Annotated in this window: 15 protein-coding genes; 8 read left to right on the top strand and 7 right to left on the bottom strand. The window is 62.7% G+C overall.

The genetic code is table 11. The annotated features are described in order from the left end of the window. The first annotated feature begins 273 nt into the window (after positions 1-273). Genes DWY03_RS07480 through DWY03_RS07470 form a run of 3 tightly spaced genes read left to right on the top strand, consistent with a single transcriptional unit; the run spans position 274 to position 4,496 of the window. Positions 274-777: a MarR family winged helix-turn-helix transcriptional regulator gene (locus tag DWY03_RS07480; protein WP_117840339.1), complete on the top strand. Its 504-nt coding sequence runs from the start codon at positions 274-276 to the stop codon at positions 775-777. After that, positions 770-2,584 carry an ABC transporter ATP-binding protein gene (locus tag DWY03_RS07475; RefSeq protein ID WP_117840338.1) on the top strand — a complete coding sequence of 605 codons (1,815 nt, stop codon included), beginning with the start codon at positions 770-772 and terminating at the stop codon, positions 2,582-2,584. The genes DWY03_RS07480 and DWY03_RS07475 overlap by 8 nt, the downstream gene beginning before the upstream one ends. Next, entirely contained in the window at positions 2,577-4,496 is a 1,920-nt protein-coding gene (locus DWY03_RS07470) for an ABC transporter ATP-binding protein (protein ID WP_117806668.1), read from the top strand. Before DWY03_RS07475 ends, DWY03_RS07470 begins: the two co-directional genes overlap by 8 nt. 319 nt (positions 4,497-4,815) lie before the next feature. Here DWY03_RS07470 and DWY03_RS07465 read toward each other — a convergent pair whose 3' ends face one another. Beyond that, complete coding sequence (locus tag DWY03_RS07465; protein WP_231500824.1) at positions 4,816-5,694, bottom strand: LysR family transcriptional regulator; 879 nt, start codon at positions 5,692-5,694, stop codon at positions 4,816-4,818. A gap of 233 nt (positions 5,695-5,927) precedes the next feature. On the opposite strand from DWY03_RS07465, the gene DWY03_RS07460 reads away from it, so the two are divergent. The 4 genes from DWY03_RS07460 to DWY03_RS07445 all read left to right on the top strand — a co-directional run bounded on the left by DWY03_RS07460 (position 5,928) and on the right by DWY03_RS07445 (position 11,819). Beyond that, entirely contained in the window at positions 5,928-6,809 is an 882-nt protein-coding gene (locus tag DWY03_RS07460) for an SDR family NAD(P)-dependent oxidoreductase (protein ID WP_117840336.1), read from the top strand. Between the two features lie 85 nt (positions 6,810-6,894). Then, positions 6,895-8,151: an MFS transporter gene (locus DWY03_RS07455; protein ID WP_117840335.1), complete on the top strand. Its 1,257-nt coding sequence runs from the start codon at positions 6,895-6,897 to the stop codon at positions 8,149-8,151. A 68-nt stretch (positions 8,152-8,219) separates the two neighbouring features. Then, entirely contained in the window at positions 8,220-9,260 is a 1,041-nt protein-coding gene (locus DWY03_RS07450) for a Gfo/Idh/MocA family protein (RefSeq protein WP_117773867.1), read from the top strand. A gap of 411 nt (positions 9,261-9,671) precedes the next feature. Continuing rightward, the gene (locus DWY03_RS07445; protein WP_117840334.1) at positions 9,672-11,819 is read left to right on the top strand and encodes a Tex family protein; all 2,148 of its coding nucleotides are present in this window, start codon (positions 9,672-9,674) and stop codon (positions 11,817-11,819) included. A 381-nt stretch (positions 11,820-12,200) separates the two neighbouring features. On the opposite strand, the gene DWY03_RS07440 is transcribed toward DWY03_RS07445, so the two are convergent. Together DWY03_RS07440 and DWY03_RS07435 are read right to left on the bottom strand one after the other, a co-directional pair. After that, positions 12,201-12,905, bottom strand: coding sequence for a transaldolase (locus DWY03_RS07440; RefSeq protein ID WP_199580544.1), 705 nt, complete (start codon positions 12,903-12,905; stop codon positions 12,201-12,203). Between the two features lie 193 nt (positions 12,906-13,098). Next, complete coding sequence (locus DWY03_RS07435; RefSeq protein ID WP_158558636.1) at positions 13,099-13,926, bottom strand: HAD hydrolase family protein; 828 nt, start codon at positions 13,924-13,926, stop codon at positions 13,099-13,101. 75 nt (positions 13,927-14,001) lie between these two features. Between DWY03_RS07435 and rlmKL the strand changes: the two genes are divergently transcribed. Next, complete coding sequence (rlmKL, locus tag DWY03_RS07430) at positions 14,002-16,569, top strand: bifunctional 23S rRNA (guanine(2069)-N(7))-methyltransferase RlmK/23S rRNA (guanine(2445)-N(2))-methyltransferase RlmL (RefSeq protein ID WP_117840331.1); 2,568 nt, start codon at positions 14,002-14,004, stop codon at positions 16,567-16,569. Between the two features lie 94 nt (positions 16,570-16,663). Here rlmKL and DWY03_RS07425 read toward each other — a convergent pair whose 3' ends face one another. The 4 genes from DWY03_RS07425 to DWY03_RS07410 form a co-directional block, all read right to left on the bottom strand. After that, complete coding sequence (locus DWY03_RS07425) at positions 16,664-17,377, bottom strand: response regulator (RefSeq protein WP_199407905.1); 714 nt, start codon at positions 17,375-17,377, stop codon at positions 16,664-16,666. A gap of 4 nt (positions 17,378-17,381) precedes the next feature. Further along, positions 17,382-19,007 carry an ATP-binding protein gene (locus DWY03_RS07420; RefSeq protein ID WP_117840329.1) on the bottom strand — a complete coding sequence of 542 codons (1,626 nt, stop codon included), beginning with the start codon at positions 19,005-19,007 and terminating at the stop codon, positions 17,382-17,384. 111 nt (positions 19,008-19,118) lie between these two features. After that, on the bottom strand, positions 19,119-19,313 hold the full coding sequence (locus DWY03_RS07415; protein WP_118450240.1) for a hypothetical protein: 195 nt from the start codon (positions 19,311-19,313) through the stop codon (positions 19,119-19,121). A 61-nt stretch (positions 19,314-19,374) separates the two neighbouring features. Further along, positions 19,375-21,402, bottom strand: a complete 2,028-nt coding sequence (locus DWY03_RS07410; RefSeq protein ID WP_117840327.1) for a KUP/HAK/KT family potassium transporter — start codon at positions 21,400-21,402, stop codon at positions 19,375-19,377. Positions 21,403-21,435: the final 33 nt, after the last annotated feature.

Below are 21,435 nucleotides of genomic sequence, written 5' to 3'. Positions count from 1 at the left end.
GTGGCTCTTGACAGCGGATTGGGTCATATGAGCGAAAACGCTCCTAGGCGAGCAAGGTGGCGTGAAAGAGGAGGGCATAGGCCTTGTGGCCATGCCCGACGATTGAACGCCAGATTGCCGCTTAGGAGCGTTTGCAGCGTCGAGCGGTTACGGCGTTTGGCAAAACGCCGTAACTATAAGTTTGGTACCTTGACATTTATTTACCGTGCTCCTAAATTGGTTAGGCACAAAACAATTCAACTACCTAACTAAAGAAAGGAGCGAAGCTTAGATATGTGTGTTGAACCACTCGTCCTTCCGCATGAGCCCGGCGGTGACCCGTCGCAACCGGTAGACATACCCGAAGCGGTCAGCGTCGAAGACAAACTCGCCAAGCGCATCCTGAGCGGTCTGGGCTTTTGCGGCCATTACATGCATTTTCATGGCGGAGGCGTATCCGGCAAGGCGCCCATCATCTGCCTGCTGGCCAAGCAACCCGGCGGCGAGATGTCGCAGCAGGAACTCGGCATGCACTTTGACCTCAAGCCGGGGTCGCTTTCCGAGATCCTGTCCAAGCTCGAGCTCAACGGCCTCATCGAGCGCAGCCGTAACCCCAAGGATCGACGGCAGCTCACCATTCGCCTGACCGAAACCGGCCGGGAAAACGCCCGCATCGACCAGGCGGCCCGCATTCGCTTTAGAGAGCAAGCCTTTAGTGCCCTCACCCACGACGAGCGCGAGCAGCTCGCCGAAATGCTCGAGAAAATCCGTGTAACCTGGGAGGAACTGGATGATTAAAACCCTCATGGGCAGCATCCGCGACTATATGAAAGTCACTGTTGCCACGCCATTGCTCGTGCTTGGCGAGGTGCTCTGCGAGATGCTGATTCCATTTATCACCGCCAACCTGATCGACGCCATCAAAGACGGCGCCACCGTAGCCGAGATGCTTCCCACCGCGGGCTTTTTGGTGCTCATCGCGCTGACGTCGCTTGCTTTTGGCGCCGCGGCAGGCGTCACCTGCAGCCATGCGAGCTGCGGCTTCGCCAAGAACCTGCGTCACGACCTGTTCTACAAAATCCAGACGTTCAGCTTTGCCAACATCGATGAGTTCTCGAGCTCCTCGCTCGTCACGCGCCTGACCACCGACATCAACAACGTGCAGCAGGCCTTTATGATGATCATCCGCATCGCCGTGCGCGCGCCGCTGGTATTGATCTTCGCCTTTACCATGGCGTTTATCATGGGCGGCAGTGTTGCCATGGTCTACCTGGTCATCATTCCGCTGCTGGGCTTTGGACTGTTCTTTATCATCTTTAAGGTGCGCCCCATCTTCTCGCGCGTGTTCCACAAGTACGATGCCCTTAACGAGTCCGTCGAGGAAAACGTCACCGGCATGCGCGTGGTCAAGAGCTATGTGCGCGAAGACTTTGAGAAGGAGAAGTTCGCGACCGCCGCGCGCGACGTCCAGATGGACTTCACCCGCGCCGAGAAGCTGCTCGCCTTTAACAACCCCATGATGAACATCTGCGTCAACGGCGCGTTTGTCGTCATCATCTACCTGGGCTCCAAGCTCATCATCACGAGCCAGGGCACGCTGTTCGACGTGGGCCAGCTCTCCTCGACCTTTACCTATGGTTTCCAGATTCTCATGAGCCTGATGCAGCTGTCGATGATCTTTGTCATGGTGACCATGGCCGACGAATCGGCACACCGCATTGCCGAGGTGCTGGCCGCCGAGCCCACGATCGCCGATCCCGCCGAGCCCGTGCTCGAGGTTGCCGACGGTTCCATCGACTTTGACCACGTGAGCTTTAAGTATTCCGCGCATGCGAAACGCCAGGCGCTCGACGATATCGACCTGCACATTACGAGCGGCGAGACCATCGGCATCATCGGCGGCACCGGCTCGGCCAAGTCCACGCTCGTCAACCTCATCGCCCGCCTGTACGACGCCACCGAAGGCGTTGTGCGCGTGGGCGGCGTGAACGTGCGCGACTACGACCTGGACGCGCTGCGTCACCAGGTCGCCATGGTGCTGCAGAAAAACGTGCTGTTTAGCGGCACCATCGCCGAGAACCTGCGTTGGGGCGACCCGAACGCCACCGACGAGGAAGTCCGCGAGGCGGCACATCTGGCCTGCGCCGATGAGTTTGTCGATGGCTTCCCCAAGGGCTATGACACTTGGATCGAACAGGGCGGCTCTAATGTTTCGGGCGGTCAGAAGCAGCGCCTGTGCATTGCACGCGCCCTGCTGCGTCGCCCCAAGATCTTGATCCTGGACGACTCCACCAGCGCCGTCGACACCAAGACCGACGCCAAGATCCGCGCAGGGTTGGCAAGCTATCTGCCCAACACGACCAAGCTCATCATCGCCCAGCGCATCAGCTCCGTACAGGACGCAGACCGCATCATCGTCATGGAGGGCGGCCGAATCGCGCAGATCGGCAACCATGACGAGCTGCTTAAGATGAGCGAGATCTACCGCGAGACCTTTACCTCGCAAAACAAGATGTCTGCCGAGGGCGAAGGGGCCGTCGAGGCCGACACCGAGGCATCCGCAACGCAAGCTCAGACCCAGGAAGGAGGCGAGGCACATGAGTAAGGCAACGACCGCCGAGCGCGCGCTCAACCGTAAGGGCGGCACCATGTCGCGCCTCATCAAGACGCTCTTTGGCTTCTATCCCGTGCTTTTGCCCCTTGTCGTCGCCGGCGTGGTGCTCTGCGCCATCATCAACTCCATCGGCGCGACCTTCCTGCAGAGCGCCCTGCAGATTATTAGCGAATCGTGGCAGTCGGGCGATTGGGAAGCCGCACAGCCCAAGATTCTGCAGCTCGTGACCACCCTCGCCTGCATCTACGGCGTCGGTGTCCTGTCCTCGCTTTTCTGGAACCGCGCCATGGCTATCGTCACGCAGGGCTCGTTGGAGAAGCTGCGCGAGATGATGTTCAACCGCATGCAGGACCTGCCGATCCGCTACTTCGACACGCACCAGCGCGGCGATATCATGAGCCACTACACCAACGACATCGACACGCTGCGTCAGATGATCAGCCAGTCGCTGCCCAACCTGCTCATGACGATCATCATCATCGTCACGGTGTTCTTTATCATGCTGTACTACAGCGTGTGGATGTGCCTGGTCATCATCGCCGGCGTCGCCTTTATGACCTTTATGACCAAGCTGCTCGGCTCCAACTCCGCGCGTTTCTTCATTGCGCAGCAGACCGAGCTCGGCGTGGTCGAGGGCCATATCGAGGAAGTCATGAACGGCCAGAAGGTCGTCAAGGCGTTCTGCCACGAGTCTGCCGCCGAGGCCGATTTTGACGAGCGCAACGAAAAGCTCTTTGAGGTCTCGCAGAAGGCCAACATGTACGCCAACATCCTCATGCCCATCCTCATGAACCTGGGCAACCTGCTCTACGTGCTGGTGGCCCTTGCCGGCGGCATTTTCCTGGCGCTGGGCGTGCCCAACCTGAGCATCTCGGGCATGGCGTTGTCGATCGCCGTCGTGGTGCCGTTCCTTAACATGACCAAGCAGTTCTGCGGACAGATCGGCCAGATCTCGCAGCAGATCAACGCCGTGGTCATGGGCCTCGCCGGCGCCGACCGTATCTTTGAGCTCATCGACGAGAAGCCCGAAGCCGACGAAGGCTACGTGACGCTCGTCAACGCGCAGGTCAACCCCGACACCTGGCAGCTCGAGGAGGCTGACCACCACACCGGCATGTGGGCGTGGAAACATCCGCACCGCGCAACCGGCGAGATCGAGTACGTGCCGCTGCGCGGCGACCTAGTCATGGACAACGTGGACTTTGGCTACACGCCCGACCACGAGGTGCTGCACGGCGTGTCTGTGTTTGCCAAGCCGGGCCAGAAGGTCGCGTTTGTCGGCGCCACCGGTGCCGGCAAGACGACCATCACCAACCTCATCAACCGCTTCTATGACATCGCCGACGGCAAGATCCGCTACGACGGCATCAACGTCAACAAGATCCGCAAGGCAGATCTGCGCCGCTCGCTGGGCGTCGTACTACAGGACGTGAACCTGTTCACCGGCACCGTGATGGACAACATCCGCTACGGCAACCTGGACGCCACCGACGAGGAGTGCATCGCAGCGGCCAAGCTCGCGGGCGCGGACGACTTTATCACCCGCCTGCCCGACGGCTACGACACCATGCTTACCGGCAACGGTGCCCAGCTGTCGCAGGGCCAGCGCCAGCTGATTTCGATCGCCCGCGCTGCCGTCGCCGATCCGCCGGCGATGATTCTAGACGAGGCCACGAGCTCCATCGACACCCGCACCGAGGCCATCGTGCAGGCGGGCATGGATAAGCTCATGGAGGGCCGCACGACGTTTGTCATCGCACACCGCCTGTCCACCGTGCGCAACTCCGACGCGATCATCTGTCTGGACCACGGCCGCATCATCGAGCGCGGCAACCATGACGAGCTGATTGCTAAGCGCGGGTATTACTACCAGCTGTACACGGGAGCGTTTGAGCTGGAGTAGGAACGGTTACTGACGGAGGGTTCCCCGGGGCGTCGGGGTAATTCCTCCGTGCTCAAACATTCTCGCTTCGCTGCGAAACTGCGCGCGGAGGAAATACCCCGCCGCCCCGGGGCACCCTCCTGCGCGCAATCAGCCCGTCATTTAGAACGGAATAAAAGTTTGTGAGGCCCTGGCCGTTTGACCAGGGCCTCGTTTTGTTAGTCTTTTTGGAACGGGGCTTTTTAGCTACCCTGTGCCAAATACGGCGTCATGCTTCGACGGCACCAGATTGGGTAGCTAAAAAAGCCCCGTCCCAAAAAGACTACCCGCGCCAAATGAGCTACTTGAGGAGTTGGGCCATGGCGTTGACGAATTTTTGGACTTGGAGGGTGGGCTCGAGCGGGTAGTGCAAGAAGACCGGCACCTCGCGGCCACATAGGAACGGCACGCCTACAAAAGCCGGGTGCACGCCCGACCACGCCCCGCAAGTGAGCACTGCATCGCCCTTTTCCTCCGCCTCGTTAAAGAGCGCAAAGTCAAAGCTATCCACATCGATCACGTCCACGCCGCCGTCGGCCAAAAGGTCGATGCGCAGGCTGTCCATGGCGTCGTTGCCGTGACGGAGCACGCGCAGGCGCATGCCCTCCAGGTCGGCAACTGTGATGCGCGTCTTGCGCGCAAGCGGGCTCGTGCGCGGCACATCAATATAAAACGGTACGTTGACGATAAGGAGCTTTTGGCAGGCATCACCCCAGCGTGGGGTAGAAAAACTCGATTGCACCACATCGACCTCGCGGCCCAAGCTGCGCATGACGGTCTCGCGCTCATCATAAAGGTCACTCACCGGCACAATCTCAAAGCGCAGTGACGGCTCCAGTTCGTGCACACTCGTCCACATCGACAGCGTTTGGCGCCCCGGGCACATCATCGACACGCCCAGGCGCACGGCACCGCCATCGCCCGCCGCGCGTCGGGCACGGCGCAGCGCGTCCTCGGACTGCCGCATGATCGAGCGCGCGTCGTCCACCAGCAGTGCGCCGGCCGGCGTCACTTTGACGCCCGAGTGCGAGCGTTCGAACAGCGTGATGCCGAACTCGGCCTCGAAGCCCGACACCTGCTTGACGAGCGCCGGAGTCGACACGCGCAATTTTGCCGCCGCACGCGAGAAGCTTCCCAACTCTGCGGCGGCCGATATGGCCTCAAGTCGTCGATCGTACACGTCAATCTCCTGTTTTCGCGCCCGTGGCAACATGGCGCCACAGGGGGTCGTTTTCGCAGGTTACGCGCTCAATTGAGCATAAACTGCATCGCACGGTGTAAACCTACGGTTAACACCATTCTAACAAATATGCAATTCACCTGCGCAAATGTAAAGCATACGATAACCAGCGAAAACCACGTGGGTCGGTTAATGGGAGCGACCCACTGGGAGGCACAAGAAGGGAAGTTCCTATGAGCAATTGGCTTAAGCTCGAGGGCGATGTCTGCGCCGTGACCGGCGCACTCGGCGGCATGGGCGTCGAGATTTGCCGCGAGTTCGCCCGCAACGGCGCCAACGTCGTCCTGCTCGATCTGAACGAGGAGAAGGTCAAGGCCGCAGCCGCCGACCTCGCCACCGAGTTTGGCATCCACGCCGAGGGCTACAAGATGAACGCCACCGACGAGGCCGAGGTTCAGGCCGCCGTCGACGCCACCATCGCCAACTTCGGCCGCGTCGACGTTCTCGTCAACACCGCCGGCATCCTGCGCTTCGCAGCCATGGAGGACCTGCCGCTCTCCGACTGGAACGAGGTCATCAACGTCAACCTCACCGGCTACTTCATCACCTCGCAGCGCTTTGGTCGCGAGATGATCAAGGCCGGCCAGGGCCGCCTGGTTCACATCTCCACCGTCGCCAGTCACTCCCCCGAAACGTTCTCGGGCGTGTACAGCTCCACCAAGGCGGGCGTCAACATGATGTCCAAGATGCTGGCTGCCGAGTGGGGTCCCTACGGCGTGCGCTCCAACTGCGTCGAGCCCTGCTTCGTCAAGACCCCCATGTCGGCAAGCTTTTACGCCGATCCCGAGGTCGAGAAGAGCCGCAGCCGCCTCATCGCCACGCGTCGCATCGGCGAGGTCAGCGATATCGCCAACGCCGTCATGTTCCTGGCGTCCACGCGCTCAGACTTTACCACCGGCGACGCCATCAAGGTCGACGGCGGCTTCTCCAACATGATGGGCGACCTCACCGCCAAGCCCGGCGGCCGCCGCGCCTTTGCCGACAACTACCTCAAGAACAAGGGCGTCGAGCTCTGGTCCGATGAGTCCGGCGTCGCAAAGCCGACTGACCAGTAAACCAGCCCGGTAGAAAGGGGCGCGGGGCAAGCACCTCAGCGGCGTTTGCCCCTCCCCTCCCCCCGCATCGATTAGAAAGAGTCCCATGGCTTCCACCAACTCCAACAAGGGTCGCGCCGTCGTGCTTTCCGCCGCGTGCGTCACCATGTTCTTCATCAGCTCCATCGCGCTGTACTCCGTCGTGTCCAAGAACCTGCTCGCCGTCTACCCCGAGTGGTCCAGCGCACTTACCTGGGCTTTCCCGGTCTTCCAGACCATCATGGCCGTGACGGGCATCTTCGCCGGCCGCATCTCCGATAAGATCGGCCCGCGCAACGTCGTGATCGCTGCCGCCGTGTGCTACGGCGTGGGCTGGTTCATGTCCGGCACCGTCACCGAGCCGTGGCAGTTCTACCTGTGGTTCTCGCTCGTCGCCGCCATCGGCAACGGCCTGGGCTACAACCCCGCGCTCACCACCGGCCAAAAGTGGTTCATCGACAAGAAGGGCCTCGCCTCCGGCATCACCCTTGCCGCCTCCACCGCCGGCCCCGCCGTGCTGTCCCCGGTGCTCGCCTCGCTGCTCATCCCGAGTCTCGGCATCTTTGGCGCCCTCAAGGCACTCGGCGTCATCTTCTTTGTAATGATCGCCGCCTCCGCCCTGTTCCTGAAGGCCCCCGAGGCCGGCTGGCTGCCCGAGGGCTTCGAGGCCCCCAAGGGCGGTGCGCACGCCGGCACCTTCGGCGACCTCACCCCAGGCGAGATGGTCAAGACCCCGCGCTTCTGGGTCCTCATCGTCACCTTCGCCTTTGCCGCCACCGCGGGCACCCTGCTCGTGGGCAAGGTTGCCTCCATCGCCGCCGTCCAGCTCTTCGCCGACCCCACGAGCGCCGCGGCCGTCGCCCTCGGTGGCGTGGTGGTCTCCGTCAACACCTGCGCCAACCTGGTCGGCCGTCTGTCCTTTGGTCAGATCATCGACAAGCTCGGCGCCTACAAGTCGCTGCTCATCAGCCTTGTCGTCACCATCGTCGCACTCGTCATCATGTCGATGAGCTTTACGCAGAGCATGTTCTTTGTGGCGCTCGCCCTGCTCGGCTTTAGCTTTGGCGCCCTGCTCGTCATCTACCCGCCGCTTACCGGTGGCGCCTTTGGCACCAGCAACATCGGTGTCAACTACGGCATCATGTTCTTGGGCTATGCCGCTTCTACCTGGATCAGCCAGCCCATCACCGCCGTGCTGTATCACGCCGAGGCCGGCAGCGCTGCCTACCAGCAGTCCTTCTACGGCGCCATCGTGATCGCCGCCATCGCCGTCGTGCTCACCGTCTACATGATGGTCTCCGACAGCAAGAAGAAGTCCGCCTAGTTATACCAATGTGGCAAAGGGACAGTCCCTTTGCCACATTCGCCAGCCACCAGCATTAAGGAGTCGAAATGTCTGAGCTCAACCCCGTCCGCATTGCCGTCATCGGCGCCGGCGCCATGGGCCGCAACCACATCCGCTTTGTCACCGAGGAGCCCGAGGCCGAGCTCGTCGCCATCGCCGACGCCTTTGAGGGCGCCCGCGCCACGGCCGAGGCCGCCGGCGTGCCGTTCTTTACCGATCCCGCCCAGATGATGGACGAGGTCAAGCCCGAGGCCGTCATCATCGCCACCCCCAACGACCTGCACCTGGGCGTTGCTCGCGAGGCCATCAAGCGCAACATCGTGCCGCTGGTCGAAAAGCCGATCTCCAACGATCTTGAGGATGCCCAGGCCTTCGCCGCCGAGGCCGAGACCGCCGGTGTGCCCGTGCTCGTGGGTCAGCACCGTCGCCACAACCCCTTCGTCAACAAGGCCAAGGAGATCATCGAGTCCGGCGAGCTGGGCAAGCTCACCGTGTCGAGCTTCCACTACATGATCTATAAGAACGACGAGTACTTCGATGTCGAGTGGCGCCGCAAGAAGGGTGCTGGCCCGATCCTGGTCAACCTGGTGCACGACGTCGACCTGCTCCGCTACCTGTTGGGCGAGCCCGTTGCCGTCCAGGGCATGCAGTCCAGCGCCGCCCGCGGTTTTGAGACCGAGGACTCCGCCGTGGTCAACGTCCGCTTTGCCGATGGCGCGCTCGCGAGCATGACCATCTCCGACGCCACCGCCAGCCCCTGGAACTGGGAGGCAACCGCTCGCGAGGATCCGCAGTACCGCCCCTTCGACGCTGACGCCTACTTTATCGGCGGAACCTTGGGCGCCCTGTCGCTGCCCCGCCTGCACCAGTTCTCCTACGACGGCGCCTCTAACTGGCACAAGCCGCTGCAGATGGAGATTCCGGCCGTCGACCCGGCGCTTCCCCACAAGATGCAGCTCAAGCACTTTGTGAAGGTCGTCCGCCGCGAGGTCGAGCCCGTCGTGACGCCGGCCGACAACGTCAAGACGCTCACGCTTCTCAACGCCGTCAAGGAGGCCGCCGAGACCGGCCAGCTCGTCGAGCTGTAACGCCTTAAGAGCGGCCGCGACAGAAACCCCATGCCGAGCCCCTCGGTCCGCCACAAATAAGCCCCTCTTCTTTGCCCCGCGAGCAGCCTCCTGCCCGCGGGGCTTTTTGCTACTTCGCTGACGATTTTTCTGAGATGGGGGCCTTTTTGCACCTCAGCTTGATTCGTTCGCCACGAAAGCGGCCTATCTACTACGTTTAACCGATCGCCCTCAACCATGCCAAATTTCGCGGAATAAAAACCGCAGGTAAACGGCTTGCCACTTTTCGGAAAACCGGGGGATGGTCGACCCACACGGTTCAAACGTAGTAGATAGGCCGCTTTCATGGCGCGGCCCCAAAACAGTCTTTTGGGACGGGTGGTATCCTTGGTAGCTCTGTGCTGCAAACGCACCTTAAACGCAAGGAGTCCCATGGATCTTATCGCCCAGCTCGCGCGCGAGCTCAACCTTAAGGCCGCCAACGTCGAGGCAGCCGTCAAGCTCATCGACGAGGGCAACACCATCCCCTTTATCTCGCGCTACCGTAAAGAGGCCACCGGCGGCATGGATGACGTCGCCCTGCGCGCGCTCGACGAGCGCCTGTCCTACCTGCGCAATCTTGAGCAGCGCAAAGAGGACGTCATCCTGCTCATCGACGCGCAGGGCAAGCTCACGCCCGAGCTTGAGCAGCAGATTCGCGAGGCCACGCAGCTCCAGCGCGTCGAGGACCTCTACAAACCCTACCGCAAAAAGCGCATGACCCGAGCACAGAAGGCCCGCGAGGCGGGACTCGAGCCGCTCGCCAATATGATCATCATGCAGGCCTCGGCCAAGGGCAGCGCGCTCGACGCCGCCGCGGCATACGTCAACGAGGAGGCCGGCTTCGACACGCCCGAAAAGGCGCTCGCCGGCGCCGCCGACATCGTGGCCGAGACGGTGGCCGAGGACCCCGAGAACGTCGCCGATCTGCGCGCCTTTACGCAAAACACCGCCGACATCGTCGTTGAGGCCACCGACCCCGCCGAGAAGACCCCCTACGAGCCGTACTACAGCTATGACGAACCGCTGCGCCGCATCCCCAACCACCGCGTGCTGGCTATCGACCGCGGCGAGCGCGAGGGCAAGCTCCGCGTACGCGTGAACGTCGACGGTGCCGCCGCCACGGCGCGCCTCGGCAGCCGCTGGCCCCGTCGCCAGGGCGTCTTTGCGCCCGTCTTTGACGCCGCTATCGCTGACGGTTACAAGCGCCTCATGGCCCCCTCGCTGGAGCGCGAGGCACGCGCCAAACTCACCGTCCGCGCCCAGACCGAGGCCATCAACGTCTTTGCCAAGAATCTCGAAGGCCTGCTCTCGGCACGCCCCGTGCGCGGCGCCCGCGTGCTCGCGCTCGATCCGGGCTACCGCACCGGCTGCAAGGTCGCCGTCATGGACGAGACCGGCAAGCTACTCGACCACGGCGTGGTCTATCCCACCAAGCCGCGCCACGACGTCGCCGGCACCAAGCGCGAGCTCGCCCGCCTCGTCAAGAAGGACGGCGTCAACACCATCGTCATCGGCAACGGCACCGCCAGCCGCGAGACCGAGGAAGTCGTCTCGGAGTTCATTACCGAGCAGGCGCCCAGCCTTCGTTACACCATCGTCAACGAGGCCGGCGCGTCGGTGTACTCCGCCTCCGAGCTCGCCAGCCAGGAATATCCCGACCTGGACGTCACCGTACGTGGCGCCATGAGCCTGGGCCGCCGTCTGCAAGACCCGCTGGCAGAGCTCGTCAAGATTCCGCCCCAGTCCATCGGCGTTGGCCAGTACCAGCACGACCTTGACCAGGCCGAGCTTTCGCGCACCCTGGGCCACGTGGTGGAAGACGTCGTCAACCGTGTGGGCGTCGACGTCAACACCGCGAGCGCAAGCCTGCTGGGCTACGTGTCGGGCATTACGCCGAGCGTAGCCAAAAACATCGTGGCCTACCGCGAGGAAAACGGCGCCTTTACCGATCGCCGCCAGCTCAAGAAGGTCCCCAAGCTGGGACCCAAGGCGTACCTCAACGCCGCAGGTTTCCTGCGCATCAGCGGCGGCAAGAACCCGCTCGACGCGACAAGCGTCCACCCCGAAAGCTACGAGGTGGCCACGGCCGTCCTGGAGCGCGCCGGCGTTGCGGCAAGCGAGCTCAGCCGCGGCGGCGTGCCCGATATCGAGCGCCGCCTGGGCAGCATCTCGGCGCTGGCAAGCGACCTGGACTGCGGCACCTTAACGCTCATCGACATCGTCAACGAGCTCAAGAAGCCCGGCCGCGACCCGCGCGACGACGCGCCCGAGGTGGTCTTTAGCCGCTCGGCGCTTTCGATCGACGACCTGGAGCCCGGCATGGAACTCAAGGGCACGGTGCGCAACGTTGTGGACTTTGGCGCCTTCGTCGACGTGGGCGTGCACCAGGACGGCCTCGTGCACATCTCCAAGCTGGCCAACCGCTTCGTCAAGCACCCCAGCGACGTGGTGCGCGTCGGTGACACGGTCAAGGTGTGGGTTGAAAAGGTCGATCGCGACCGCAAGAAGATCTCCCTCACCATGGTGCAGGGGAAGTAAACCGCCAAAGCAAGGGTCCCCCCTCTCGCGACGTGCAAAATCGCGAGTATTCTGCAAATTCCACCGTTCCGGATGCCCCTCAGAGACGAAAAAGCAAGAAACAGCCCCCGTTTTAGCGTCATCAGAGCCAAAACGGGGGCTGTTCCATGCTTCACCCAGCTGGTAAAAGCCTTTACCTTGCTGAATACTCTCAATTTTGCACGGCGCAGGCGGGGGTACCTTTGTCCACGGCAGGATATGGAAGCCTATCACCAACCTACCGGCAAGTTCGTGTCGGCAGCCCCGGCCTTTCCTTTGCCTAGCGCGACCCTCGCGAAGCGCGTGAGCGATAGGGAAAGGAAAGGCCGGGGCGAACAACCCGCGATGTAGCCAGCGTTCGCGTTACGGCAGGATATGGAAACCGAGCGAGGCGATATCCTTGGCAAAACCGCGCACGGTATCGAGCGAGACCTCGTACGGGTCACGGCCGATGTTCTTACGCTTGGCCAGGATGCTGTTGGGCACCGTGATGATCTGGCAACCGCATCCTTCCGCCTGGTAAATATTGATAAGCTCACGCGTGGATGCCCACAGGACCTCGCAGTTGGGCTTGGCGGCGGCCTTCTTGACCGACTCCGTCATAAACGGAATGGGGTCGACGCCGGTATCGGCGATGCGGCCGGCAAAGAGCGAGATGATGGACGGTGTCTCGGCATCAACGGCCTCGACCATCTCGTCGACCTGCGTAGGCGTAAAGATGGTGGTGACGTTGACCTTGATGCCGTCGGCCGAAAGCTTGCGCACCAGCTCGGCGGTGGACTCACCCTTGGTGGTCACGCACGGAATCTTGACGTAGACGTTCTCGGCCCAGGTAGCGATCTCGCGGGCCTCGACCTCCATGGTCTCGACGTCGTCGGCAAAGACCTCAAACGACACGGACACATCGGTGATGTGGGCCAGGACCTCCTTGGCAAACGCGCGGTAATCCGTCACGCCGCCCTTCTTCATAAGGGACGGGTTGGTCGTGAAACCCTGAACGTTGCCGTTCTCGTACATGTCGAGCATGCCCTCGAGATTTGCACCGTCAGCGAACACCTTGATTGCCATCTGCCTGATTCCTTTCGTTAGCATACGGCCGATAAACTGCTAAATACTTTACCTACGTTTATCAAGGCGTGAACTGCGGGTTTTTATCTTCTCGGCGAACGGTATAAACACCTCAGTGTTTGGATTGATAAATCGATTGAGCATGCAAAAGCAAAGAGTCGCAGTTTGAGCAAACGTCAGAAGGCGAGATTCATTAGATGAGGCCGAAATGTTGCATCGCTGTGACGGTGCCATCGTGTGCGACATCGTCGGTCACGTAGTCGGCGACTGCCTTGACCTCGGGCATGGCGTTGCCCATGGCTACAGCCGTCTCGACGGCGGCGAGCATACCCAGATCGTTGCCGGAATCGCCAAAGCCAAAGGTGCGCGCGTTGCCGGTGCGACCCAGGTATTCCAGCGCTCGCGCCACGCCCACGCCCTTGTCGATGCCCTTGGGGCTCAGCTCGCGATTCTGACCACCGGTGTTGCACAGCTCAAACTCGCGCTCGATAAAGCCATCGTCGTTGGCTACGCGAGCTAGGTCGCACGCGTTAATGCACACCTTGCCTACGCGCAAATGCCCATCGACGCGCATCTGATCAACGCCATGCACCACGCCGGCGCCTAGCAGAAATGACTGTTCGACACCAACTGGCTCAAGTGAATAGGTGGCACCGTTCGTCTCGAACAACGCCTCGCCGCCCGCCACAGTAATGCGACGCGCGAGCTCCTCAACAATGTCCTCGTCAATGCAGTCCTCGTGTGCCACGCGGCCCTCGACCTCGAGCGTGGCCCCCGCCATGGCAACGACGCCCGCGGGGTCGAGCGCACGCAAACTGTCCGCGATGAGCCACAGGGGACGACCCGTGCAGATAAACGCCTTGTGCCCCGCATCGCGCAGTGCATGGAACGCCTCAACCACCGTCTGCGAAGGGCGAACCGCCGAAAAGTCCTTATCGGTCATATCGTCGGGATCGAACGACGTCAGCGTGCCGTCCACGTCAAAAAAGAGCACAGCGGGTTCGGGACACGCATCAATCATATGGGTTCCTTTCGAGGATAAGGGCAAACGAAGCATCCATCATATAATGGAGCGACGCAACCAGAGAGGTCACCCATGGAATTTTACGCAAGCTGCCCCGAGGGCTTTGAGTCCGCACTCGCCGATGAGCTTAAACGCCTCGGGCTTTCGCATGTCCGCCGCCTGAAAGGCCGCGCTACGTTTGAGGGCGAGCTCGAAGAAGGCTACCGCGCCTGTCTGTGGTCGCGCCTGGCGAGCCGCGTGTTCGTGGTACTCGGGCGCTTTGAGGCACAGGATGCCGATGAGTTGTACGACAGCGTTTACGACATCGCCTGGGAGAACATCGTCCGCCCCGGCGCCACCATCGCCATTACCGCCCGCGGCGTGACCGAGCAGCTGCGCAACACGCGCTTCTCGGCCCTGCGTGCCAAAGACGCGCTGTGCGACCGCCTGGCCGAGACCACGGGACGTCGCGCCGATGTCGATGCCGCCGACCCCGATGTTCACCTACTGCTTTCGCTGCGCCAGCGCCGCGCGAGCATAAGCCTAGACCTTTCGGGCGACCCGCTGTTCAAACGCCTGCCGCCCGCTGCGACTCGTGCCGGCGAGGGCGCACACGTGTTGCGCCCCGACTACGCCGCCCTGGTGCTGGCGCAGGTCGGCTGGACCGCACTATGCGAGCGCGAGCTGACGGCCGACGATTACGAGAACGAAGCCCTTCCCACGCTGATCGATGCCTCGTGCGCCGGCGGCGGCCTGCTGCTGGAGGCCGTGAACATTCTGACCGACCGCGCCCCGGGCGTCGCACGCGAGCGCTGGGGCTTTGAGGGCTGGCAGCTGCACGATGCCGCCCTGTGGGAGCAGCTGCTTGCCGAGGCGCGCGGGCGCGAGGCGGCAGCGCGCGAGCGCCAGGCGCGCATCGTGGCCGTGGATGTTGACCCCGCCGCCCGCAAGACCGCTGAGCGCATGGTTAAATGTGCCGGCTACAAGCGCTTTGTCGATTTTTGCGCCGCCAAGTCCGCCACCGTACTGGACCACGCGGGCGCTGTCGCCGGCGCCGCCGTGGTCGCGGATACGAACGAGACACCGCTTTCGCTCATGCATGACACCATGACGCTCATCGGCGAGTTGCGCCGCGCGCCCGAGCTTGCCGCGGCGCCGGTCGCCGCGCTCACCCGCGACGGATTGCTGGCCCGCGCGCTCCACACCGAGCCCGAGCGCTCGATCGCCGTCATGCCCAACAACGAAGAGGCGACCGTCGAAGTCTGGCCTTCGCTCGACCACGCCGCCGCAGCGTTTGAGGCTGCGACCAGTGCGGATGCCGAGGCCGAGGCTGCGGATGCCAACGAAGTCAACGATGAAGCCGCCGCTTCCGCCATGCCCGAGCCTGCCGCCATGCTCGACCTGGGCGACGGCAAGCCGCTGCCCGTGCTCATCCCCGAGTCCGAGCAGTTCGCCAACCGCCTGCGCAAGAATGCCCGTCTGCGCCGCAAGTGGGCCAGGCGCGAGGGCGTGAGCTGCTACCGCGTCTACGATGCCGACCTGCCCGACTACTCCGCCGCTATCGACCTGTACGAGGGTTGCCCGCAGACGCCGGGCCGCTGGCTCGTCATCGCCGAATACGCCGCGCCCAAGACCATCGACCCCGCACTGGCCCAGGCCCGTATGCTCGACATTCTGGCCATCGCGCCGCGCATCCTAGATGTTCCCGCCGAGCATGTGCACGCCAAGGCCCGCATGCGTTCGCGCGGCGGCTCGCAGTACGGCAAGCAGGGCGCCGGCAAGGGCGGCTCGGGCGAGCGCGCCAATATCGCGCGTCGTCGCCTGCCGCTCATCGAAGAGGGCGGCCTCACCTTTGCCGTCAACTTTGACGACTACCTGGACGTCGGCATCTTCTTGGACCACCGCGTCACCCGCAACCTGGTGCGCGAGCACGCCAAGCAGGCGCGCCGCTTCCTCAATCTGTTTGCCTACACCGGCACTGCCACCTGCTACGCGGCCGATGGCGGCGTCGAGGAGACCGTGACGGTCGACCTCTCCAATACCTATCTGGACTGGGCCGAGCGCAACATGCGCCAGAACGGCTTTGTGGGGCCTCAGCATCATTTTGTGCGCGACGACGTGCTCGCCTGGATTCGCGACCAGCGCCAGACGCGCAACCGCTGGGACCTGATCTTTGTCGACCCGCCCACGTTCTCGAACTCGTCCAAGATGGGCCGCCGCACCTGGGATGTCCAGCGCGACCATGTTGAGCTTTTGGCTGGCGTATCGCGCCTGCTCGCGCAGGGCGGCCATGCCATCTTTAGCTGCAACCTGCGCGGCTTCCGCCCCGAAACGCGCAAGCTCGCCCGCGCGGGCGTGGTGCTGGAGGACATTACGGCGCAGACCATCCCCGAGGACTTCGCGCGCAACCAGAAGGTGCACCACTGCTACATCGTGCGCCGCCTGCCCATCGAGGACGCCATGGCCGAAGTCGGCTTTAGCGCCGAGGAAATTGCCGAGCGCGTCGAGGAGCTGCGCAACCCCGAAGCCCGCAAGCCTCGCGCAACGGCGCCCGCGCACGCGCAGGCAGGCGACCGGGGGCCGCGCGGCAACGGCAAGCCTGACTCCGCCGGCAAGCCCAAAAAGAAGAAGTTCTACGCCAGCAAGCCCAAGGGCAAATAACAAAGTTGCGGTGGAATACGGACTGTTTTGCCTGGAATTAGGCAAATTTAGACCGTATTTCACCGCAACTCATATTGGGATGGTGGTTGGCGATCTAGCCTTGGATGACCAATCGGTAGCCGATGCCCACATGCGTCTGGATATAGCGCGGATGCGCGGGGTCGGACTCGATTTTCTTGCGCAGCGTGCCCATAAAGACGCGCAGGCTCGCCAGGTCGCTCTTGGTCGCCGTGCCCCAAATCTCGTGCAGGATAAACTGGTGCGTCAACACCTTGTCGGCGTTGTGCGCCAGCAGACACAGGAGCTTGTACTCGATCGGCGTCAGGTGCAGTTCCTCGCCATCCATCATGGCGATGCCAGCATCAAAATCGATATGCAGCTCACCGGTATCGAACGAGCCCTCGGAGGCAACGCCGCCCGTTTGCGCATACGAAAGGCGCCTGAGCGTCGTGCGAATGCGCGCGAGCAGTTCCTCGACCGAAAACGGCTTGGTCAGGTAGTCGTCGGCACCAGCATCGAGCGCGCGGATCTTGTCCGCGTCCTCGCTGCGCGCCGAGACCACGATGATCGGCATGCCCGACCACGTGCGCACCGACTCCACCACCTTGACGCCGTCCATATCGGGCAGGCCCAGATCGAGCAGCACAATGCTCGGCGCTTGCGACGAGGCGGCGGCGATGGCGGCATGTGCGGTCTCCACGGCCATATGGCGCAAGCCGTGCGCCTCGAGCGCGGCGACGATAAGGTTGCGGACGGCGGGATCGTCCTCAACGACCAAGATGAGCGGTTTCACGGCAGAGTTCGGCACGGCGCTACTCCTTATCAAACGAAACATCGGCGGCGGGAAGCTCAATCGTAAAGACCGAGCCGTGCGGGTCCGCCGCGGCAACCTCTATGCTACCGCCATGCGCCAACGCAATGGAGCGGCAGAGCGAAAGACCCAGGCCCACGCTGCGATGGCTGTCGGCAAGACCGTGGTTGGCGGTGTAGAACGACTCAAAGATTCGCTCGCGGTCCTCGGGTGCGATGCCCGGACCATCATCGGCCACCGAGCACGCCACGCGTCCATCGTCGACGCTAATCGAAATCATGATATGCGAGCCCGCGGGCGTATAGGTGATGGCGTTGTTCACCAGATTGACCACCAGCTGCACCATCAGGCGTGCATCGACGTTGACGAGCGCCGGCTCATCGCACGCCACCACCTTAAGGTCGTGCTCGCGCACGGCAGGGTTCACGTGGCGCAGCGCCTCCTCGACGATATCGTCCATGAGCTCGAGCGTAGTCGACAGACGCATGCCGCCGCCCTCGAGCTTGGTGATGGCGAGCAGGTTCTCGACGGTGGCGTTGAGCCACAGCGCATCCGAGCGAATGGATAGAAGCAGGCCGCGGCGCGTCTGGGCATCGAGCACGGCGGTGCCGGTCGAGCCCTGGTCGAGCAGCACGTCGGCATTACCCGAAATACTGGTAAGCGGTGTGCGCAGATCGTGCGAGATGGAGCGCAGCAGGTTGGCGCGCAGCTGTTCGTTTTTGGCGAGCACCGCCGCTTCCTCGCGGGCCTCCATGGCGCGGGCGCGGTCGAGCGCCAGCTCGCCTTCGCTCACGATGGCATCGGCAAGCGTCCGCTCCTCGTGCGTCAGCACGTCGGGCGCGGCAACGATAGCCAGCACGCCCACCACCGAGGCAGGGTCGCCCGAGCGCACGAAGCCGTCGCCTGTGCGAACCGTCAGGTAGATGCCATAAAACGCCGAGCCGCCATAGGTGGCATCGAGCGGCGTTCCCACATAGGCGGACGCCGAGAGCCGCGGCGGCATCTGCGGCGCCAGTTCGTGCACCGGCGCGGCATCGCCCACGGCCGTGTATGTCGCACGCGGCAGCAGGTCATCGCCCTCGGCGTCGGCGCTGTACCACACGACCGGACAGCCCGAAAGACGCGCCAGCTGCGTTGCCATGGCATGGACAATCTGCTGCTGATCGGCGCATCGCTGCAGCATGCGGTTGGTCTCGAGCACCATATGCGTGCGGCGGTCGCTGGCGGCAGCCTGTGCCAAGGCACGGCGCAGGGCCAACGCAATCGAGCTCGACACAAGCGAGACCACGAACATGATGAAGAACATGCCGGGATAGACGCGGTCGATAAACGACAGCGAGTAGCGCGGGCCGACAAACAAGAAGTTGTAGAGCGCCACGGCGGCAGCCGAGCTCAGCAAGCAATACAGGCGACTCCAGGTAAAGAATGCGCACAGCTGAACGGCGAACACATAGACGATCATGATGCTCGGCGCGAGACCCGGATGGTCGAGCAGCGCGCCCACAATCGTCGCCGCGACCAGCAGCCCCACCGATACGCAGGCGTCATACAGAGGAGTGCGGCGCGTCAGCGTTGTGCGCCGCCACCAAAAGCTATCGGCAATATCGCCGTCCGTACGGACGTCCATCAGCGCCCCGCCCCTCTCTCAAAAACAAAAACCACCACAAAGGGACAGGCACCTTTGTGGTGGTTTCCCTTGTGGTGGTTCCAAGTGTATAGCCTTTGCAGCCGGCGGTCGCTAGACAAACAGCACGTGCGCGAGCAGCGCGCAAACGCACACCGCTCCAAATACCAGCGCCACGATCGAAATTACGCGATCGGCCATATCCATGTTGGCACGGTTCGTCAAAAACCGATCTTCGGCGGCGTCGGCGCGTGCCTCACGTACCAGCTCGGCAACCACCTCGCGGCCATCAAGCATCTTTGCATCCATGTTTGCCTCCCCGGTCTCAATCTTGTCCATCGAAAACCAACTCCGTGCAACCTGTCGGCGCCTACGGGCGCTCGTTGGGAGCCAGACGCTGCATCTTGTTCACGGCCTTGAACTTGGTGAACAGCGGCACGTACTCAAAGCTCACGTTGGAGTTCTCCAGGCCGTACCAGCGTGCAGGCGTGCCGGCGGCGCGACGAATGATGTACTTGAGCGTGATGGCCGTACGCTCGCTCGGCTCCACATCGCTCTCAGGCGCCAGAAGCTTACGGATCAGGACGAACTTGAACGTACCGATGTTGCCCGGATCCTTGTAGACCGAGTAATCATGCGTCTGCGCCGGCAGCTCGCCGGTGGCAGCCAGGTCCTGAACAACCTGACGCAGGTAGGCATTGACGCGCTGGTTGATCTTGTAGCCCAGGTACAGATGCACGCGGAACACGTAGTCGGTGCCGAACGTCTCGACCGAATAGGCAAAGGTATGCGGCTCGTCCATGGTCTCGACATTCACAAACCACCAGGCGCGAGCGCGCTTGGGATGCTTGTCCAAAATCGAGTAGACGATATCACGGTCGATGTAATCGGTATGGGTGTCCTTGGTCAGGTACACGATGTTGTCGCTCAGGCGCTCGTAGCGATCGTCATCGCGCAGGCGCTTGAGCTGCGGCAGGTAGCTGCGCAGCGGCAGCAGCGTAAACTGGCGCTGCTCAACAGCCGTACCGTTGTACCAGCACACCATAATGCCCATGATGAGTGCAGCCATGAGGATGGTGAAGTAGCCGCCGTGGAAGAACTTGGTGAGCGAGCTCACAAAGAAGAAGCCTTCGAGCAAAAGGAAGAAGGCCGCGAAGATCCACGGAGCAACCTTGAGCTTGCGCTCCTCGTGCAGGTAGAAGAAGAGCAGCAGCGTGGTGCACATCATAGTCAGCGTAATGGCAAGGCCGTAGGCGGCTTCCATATGCGCCGAGTTCTGGAACAGCAGCACCACGATGACGCAGCCGACAAGCATGACGTTGTTGACCATGGGGATGTAGAGCTGGCCCTTGGTCTCGGCAGGGTAGAAGACCTGCATGTGCGGCATGAGGTCCAGGCGACTGGCCTCGGACACCAGCGAGAACGCGCCGGTGATGAGCGCCTGCGAGGCAATGATGGCCGCGACGGTGGAAAGGCCTACGGCAAACGGGCGCAGGCCCGGGGCGAGCATCTGGTAGAACGGGTTGAGATCGGCAATGCCCATGAGCTCGGGGTTGGCAGCGTTGTTCATAAGCCAAGCGCCCTGGCCCATATAGGACAGCAGCAGACAGCACTTAACGAACGGCCAGGTAGCGTAGATGTTGCCGCGGCCGACGTGGCCCATGTCGGAGTAGAGCGCCTCGGCACCGGTGGTGGCGAGGAAGCAGCTGCCCAGGATCATGATGCCCGCGTGGTTGTTGGGGCTCAGCAAAAAGGCGATGCCGCGCACCGGGTTGAGGCACAGCAGCACGGCGGGGTGCTGGAAGACAAAGAACAGACCCGTGCCGCCCAGGAACAGGAACCACAGCGTCATGATGGGGCCAAAGGCGTGACCGATTTTGGCCGTACCGATGCGCTGTACCAAGAAGAGCACGATGATGATGGCGAGCGTAATGGCGACGACGCGGCCCTGGTCATCGCCCAGCACGGCATGGACCGCCGGGATGGTGCGCAGGCCCTCGATGGCCGTGGTAACGGTAACGGCCGGCGTCAGGATGCCGTCGGCGAGCAGCGCGGCGCCACCCAGCATGGCAGGGATGATGAGCCATTTGCCGCAGCGCTTGACCAGGCTGTACAGGGCAAAGATGCCGCCCTCGCCGTGGTTATCGGCACGCAGCGAGATCAGCACGTACTTGATGGTGGTCAGCAGCGTGACCGTCCACACGACAAGGGAGAGCGCGCCGAGCACGAACTCCTCCGTAACGCTTCCGATGCCGCCGTTGCCGGCAACGAGCGCCTTGGTTACATACATAGGGCTGGTGCCGATATCGCCATACACCACGCCCAGCGTGACGAGCATCGCCGAGATGCTCACAGGAATCGCAGCGTGCGAGGCTGCCTCCTTGGCCTTTTGTTCCATAAGCCGGTTTCCTCCCAACTTTAATGTTCGAAG

It is taken from the genome of Collinsella sp. AF23-2 (genome assembly GCF_003459245.1).
Classification (GTDB): domain Bacteria; phylum Actinomycetota; class Coriobacteriia; order Coriobacteriales; family Coriobacteriaceae; genus Collinsella.
The sequence above is the reverse complement of the archived record's forward strand: the minus strand, read 5'-3'. Positions and strand labels throughout refer to the sequence as shown.

Coding starts and splice junctions, on each gene's coding strand:
- DWY03_RS07410 (WP_117840327.1), bottom strand. CDS start 21,402: ATGGAACAAAAGGCCAAGGAGGCAGCCTCGCACGCTGCGATTCCTGTG.
- DWY03_RS07475 (WP_117840338.1), top strand. CDS start 770: ATGATTAAAACCCTCATGGGCAGCATCCGCGACTATATGAAAGTCACT.
- DWY03_RS07480 (WP_117840339.1), top strand. CDS start 274: ATGTGTGTTGAACCACTCGTCCTTCCGCATGAGCCCGGCGGTGACCCG.
- DWY03_RS07470 (WP_117806668.1), top strand. CDS start 2,577: ATGAGTAAGGCAACGACCGCCGAGCGCGCGCTCAACCGTAAGGGCGGC.
- DWY03_RS07415 (WP_118450240.1), bottom strand. CDS start 19,313: ATGGATGCAAAGATGCTTGATGGCCGCGAGGTGGTTGCCGAGCTGGTA.
- DWY03_RS07445 (WP_117840334.1), top strand. CDS start 9,672: ATGGATCTTATCGCCCAGCTCGCGCGCGAGCTCAACCTTAAGGCCGCC.
- DWY03_RS07440 (WP_199580544.1), bottom strand. CDS start 12,905: ATGGCAATCAAGGTGTTCGCTGACGGTGCAAATCTCGAGGGCATGCTC.
- DWY03_RS07460 (WP_117840336.1), top strand. CDS start 5,928: ATGAGCAATTGGCTTAAGCTCGAGGGCGATGTCTGCGCCGTGACCGGC.
- DWY03_RS07435 (WP_158558636.1), bottom strand. CDS start 13,926: ATGATTGATGCGTGTCCCGAACCCGCTGTGCTCTTTTTTGACGTGGAC.
- rlmKL (WP_117840331.1), top strand. CDS start 14,002: ATGGAATTTTACGCAAGCTGCCCCGAGGGCTTTGAGTCCGCACTCGCC.
- DWY03_RS07455 (WP_117840335.1), top strand. CDS start 6,895: ATGGCTTCCACCAACTCCAACAAGGGTCGCGCCGTCGTGCTTTCCGCC.
- DWY03_RS07420 (WP_117840329.1), bottom strand. CDS start 19,007: ATGGACGTCCGTACGGACGGCGATATTGCCGATAGCTTTTGGTGGCGG.
- DWY03_RS07450 (WP_117773867.1), top strand. CDS start 8,220: ATGTCTGAGCTCAACCCCGTCCGCATTGCCGTCATCGGCGCCGGCGCC.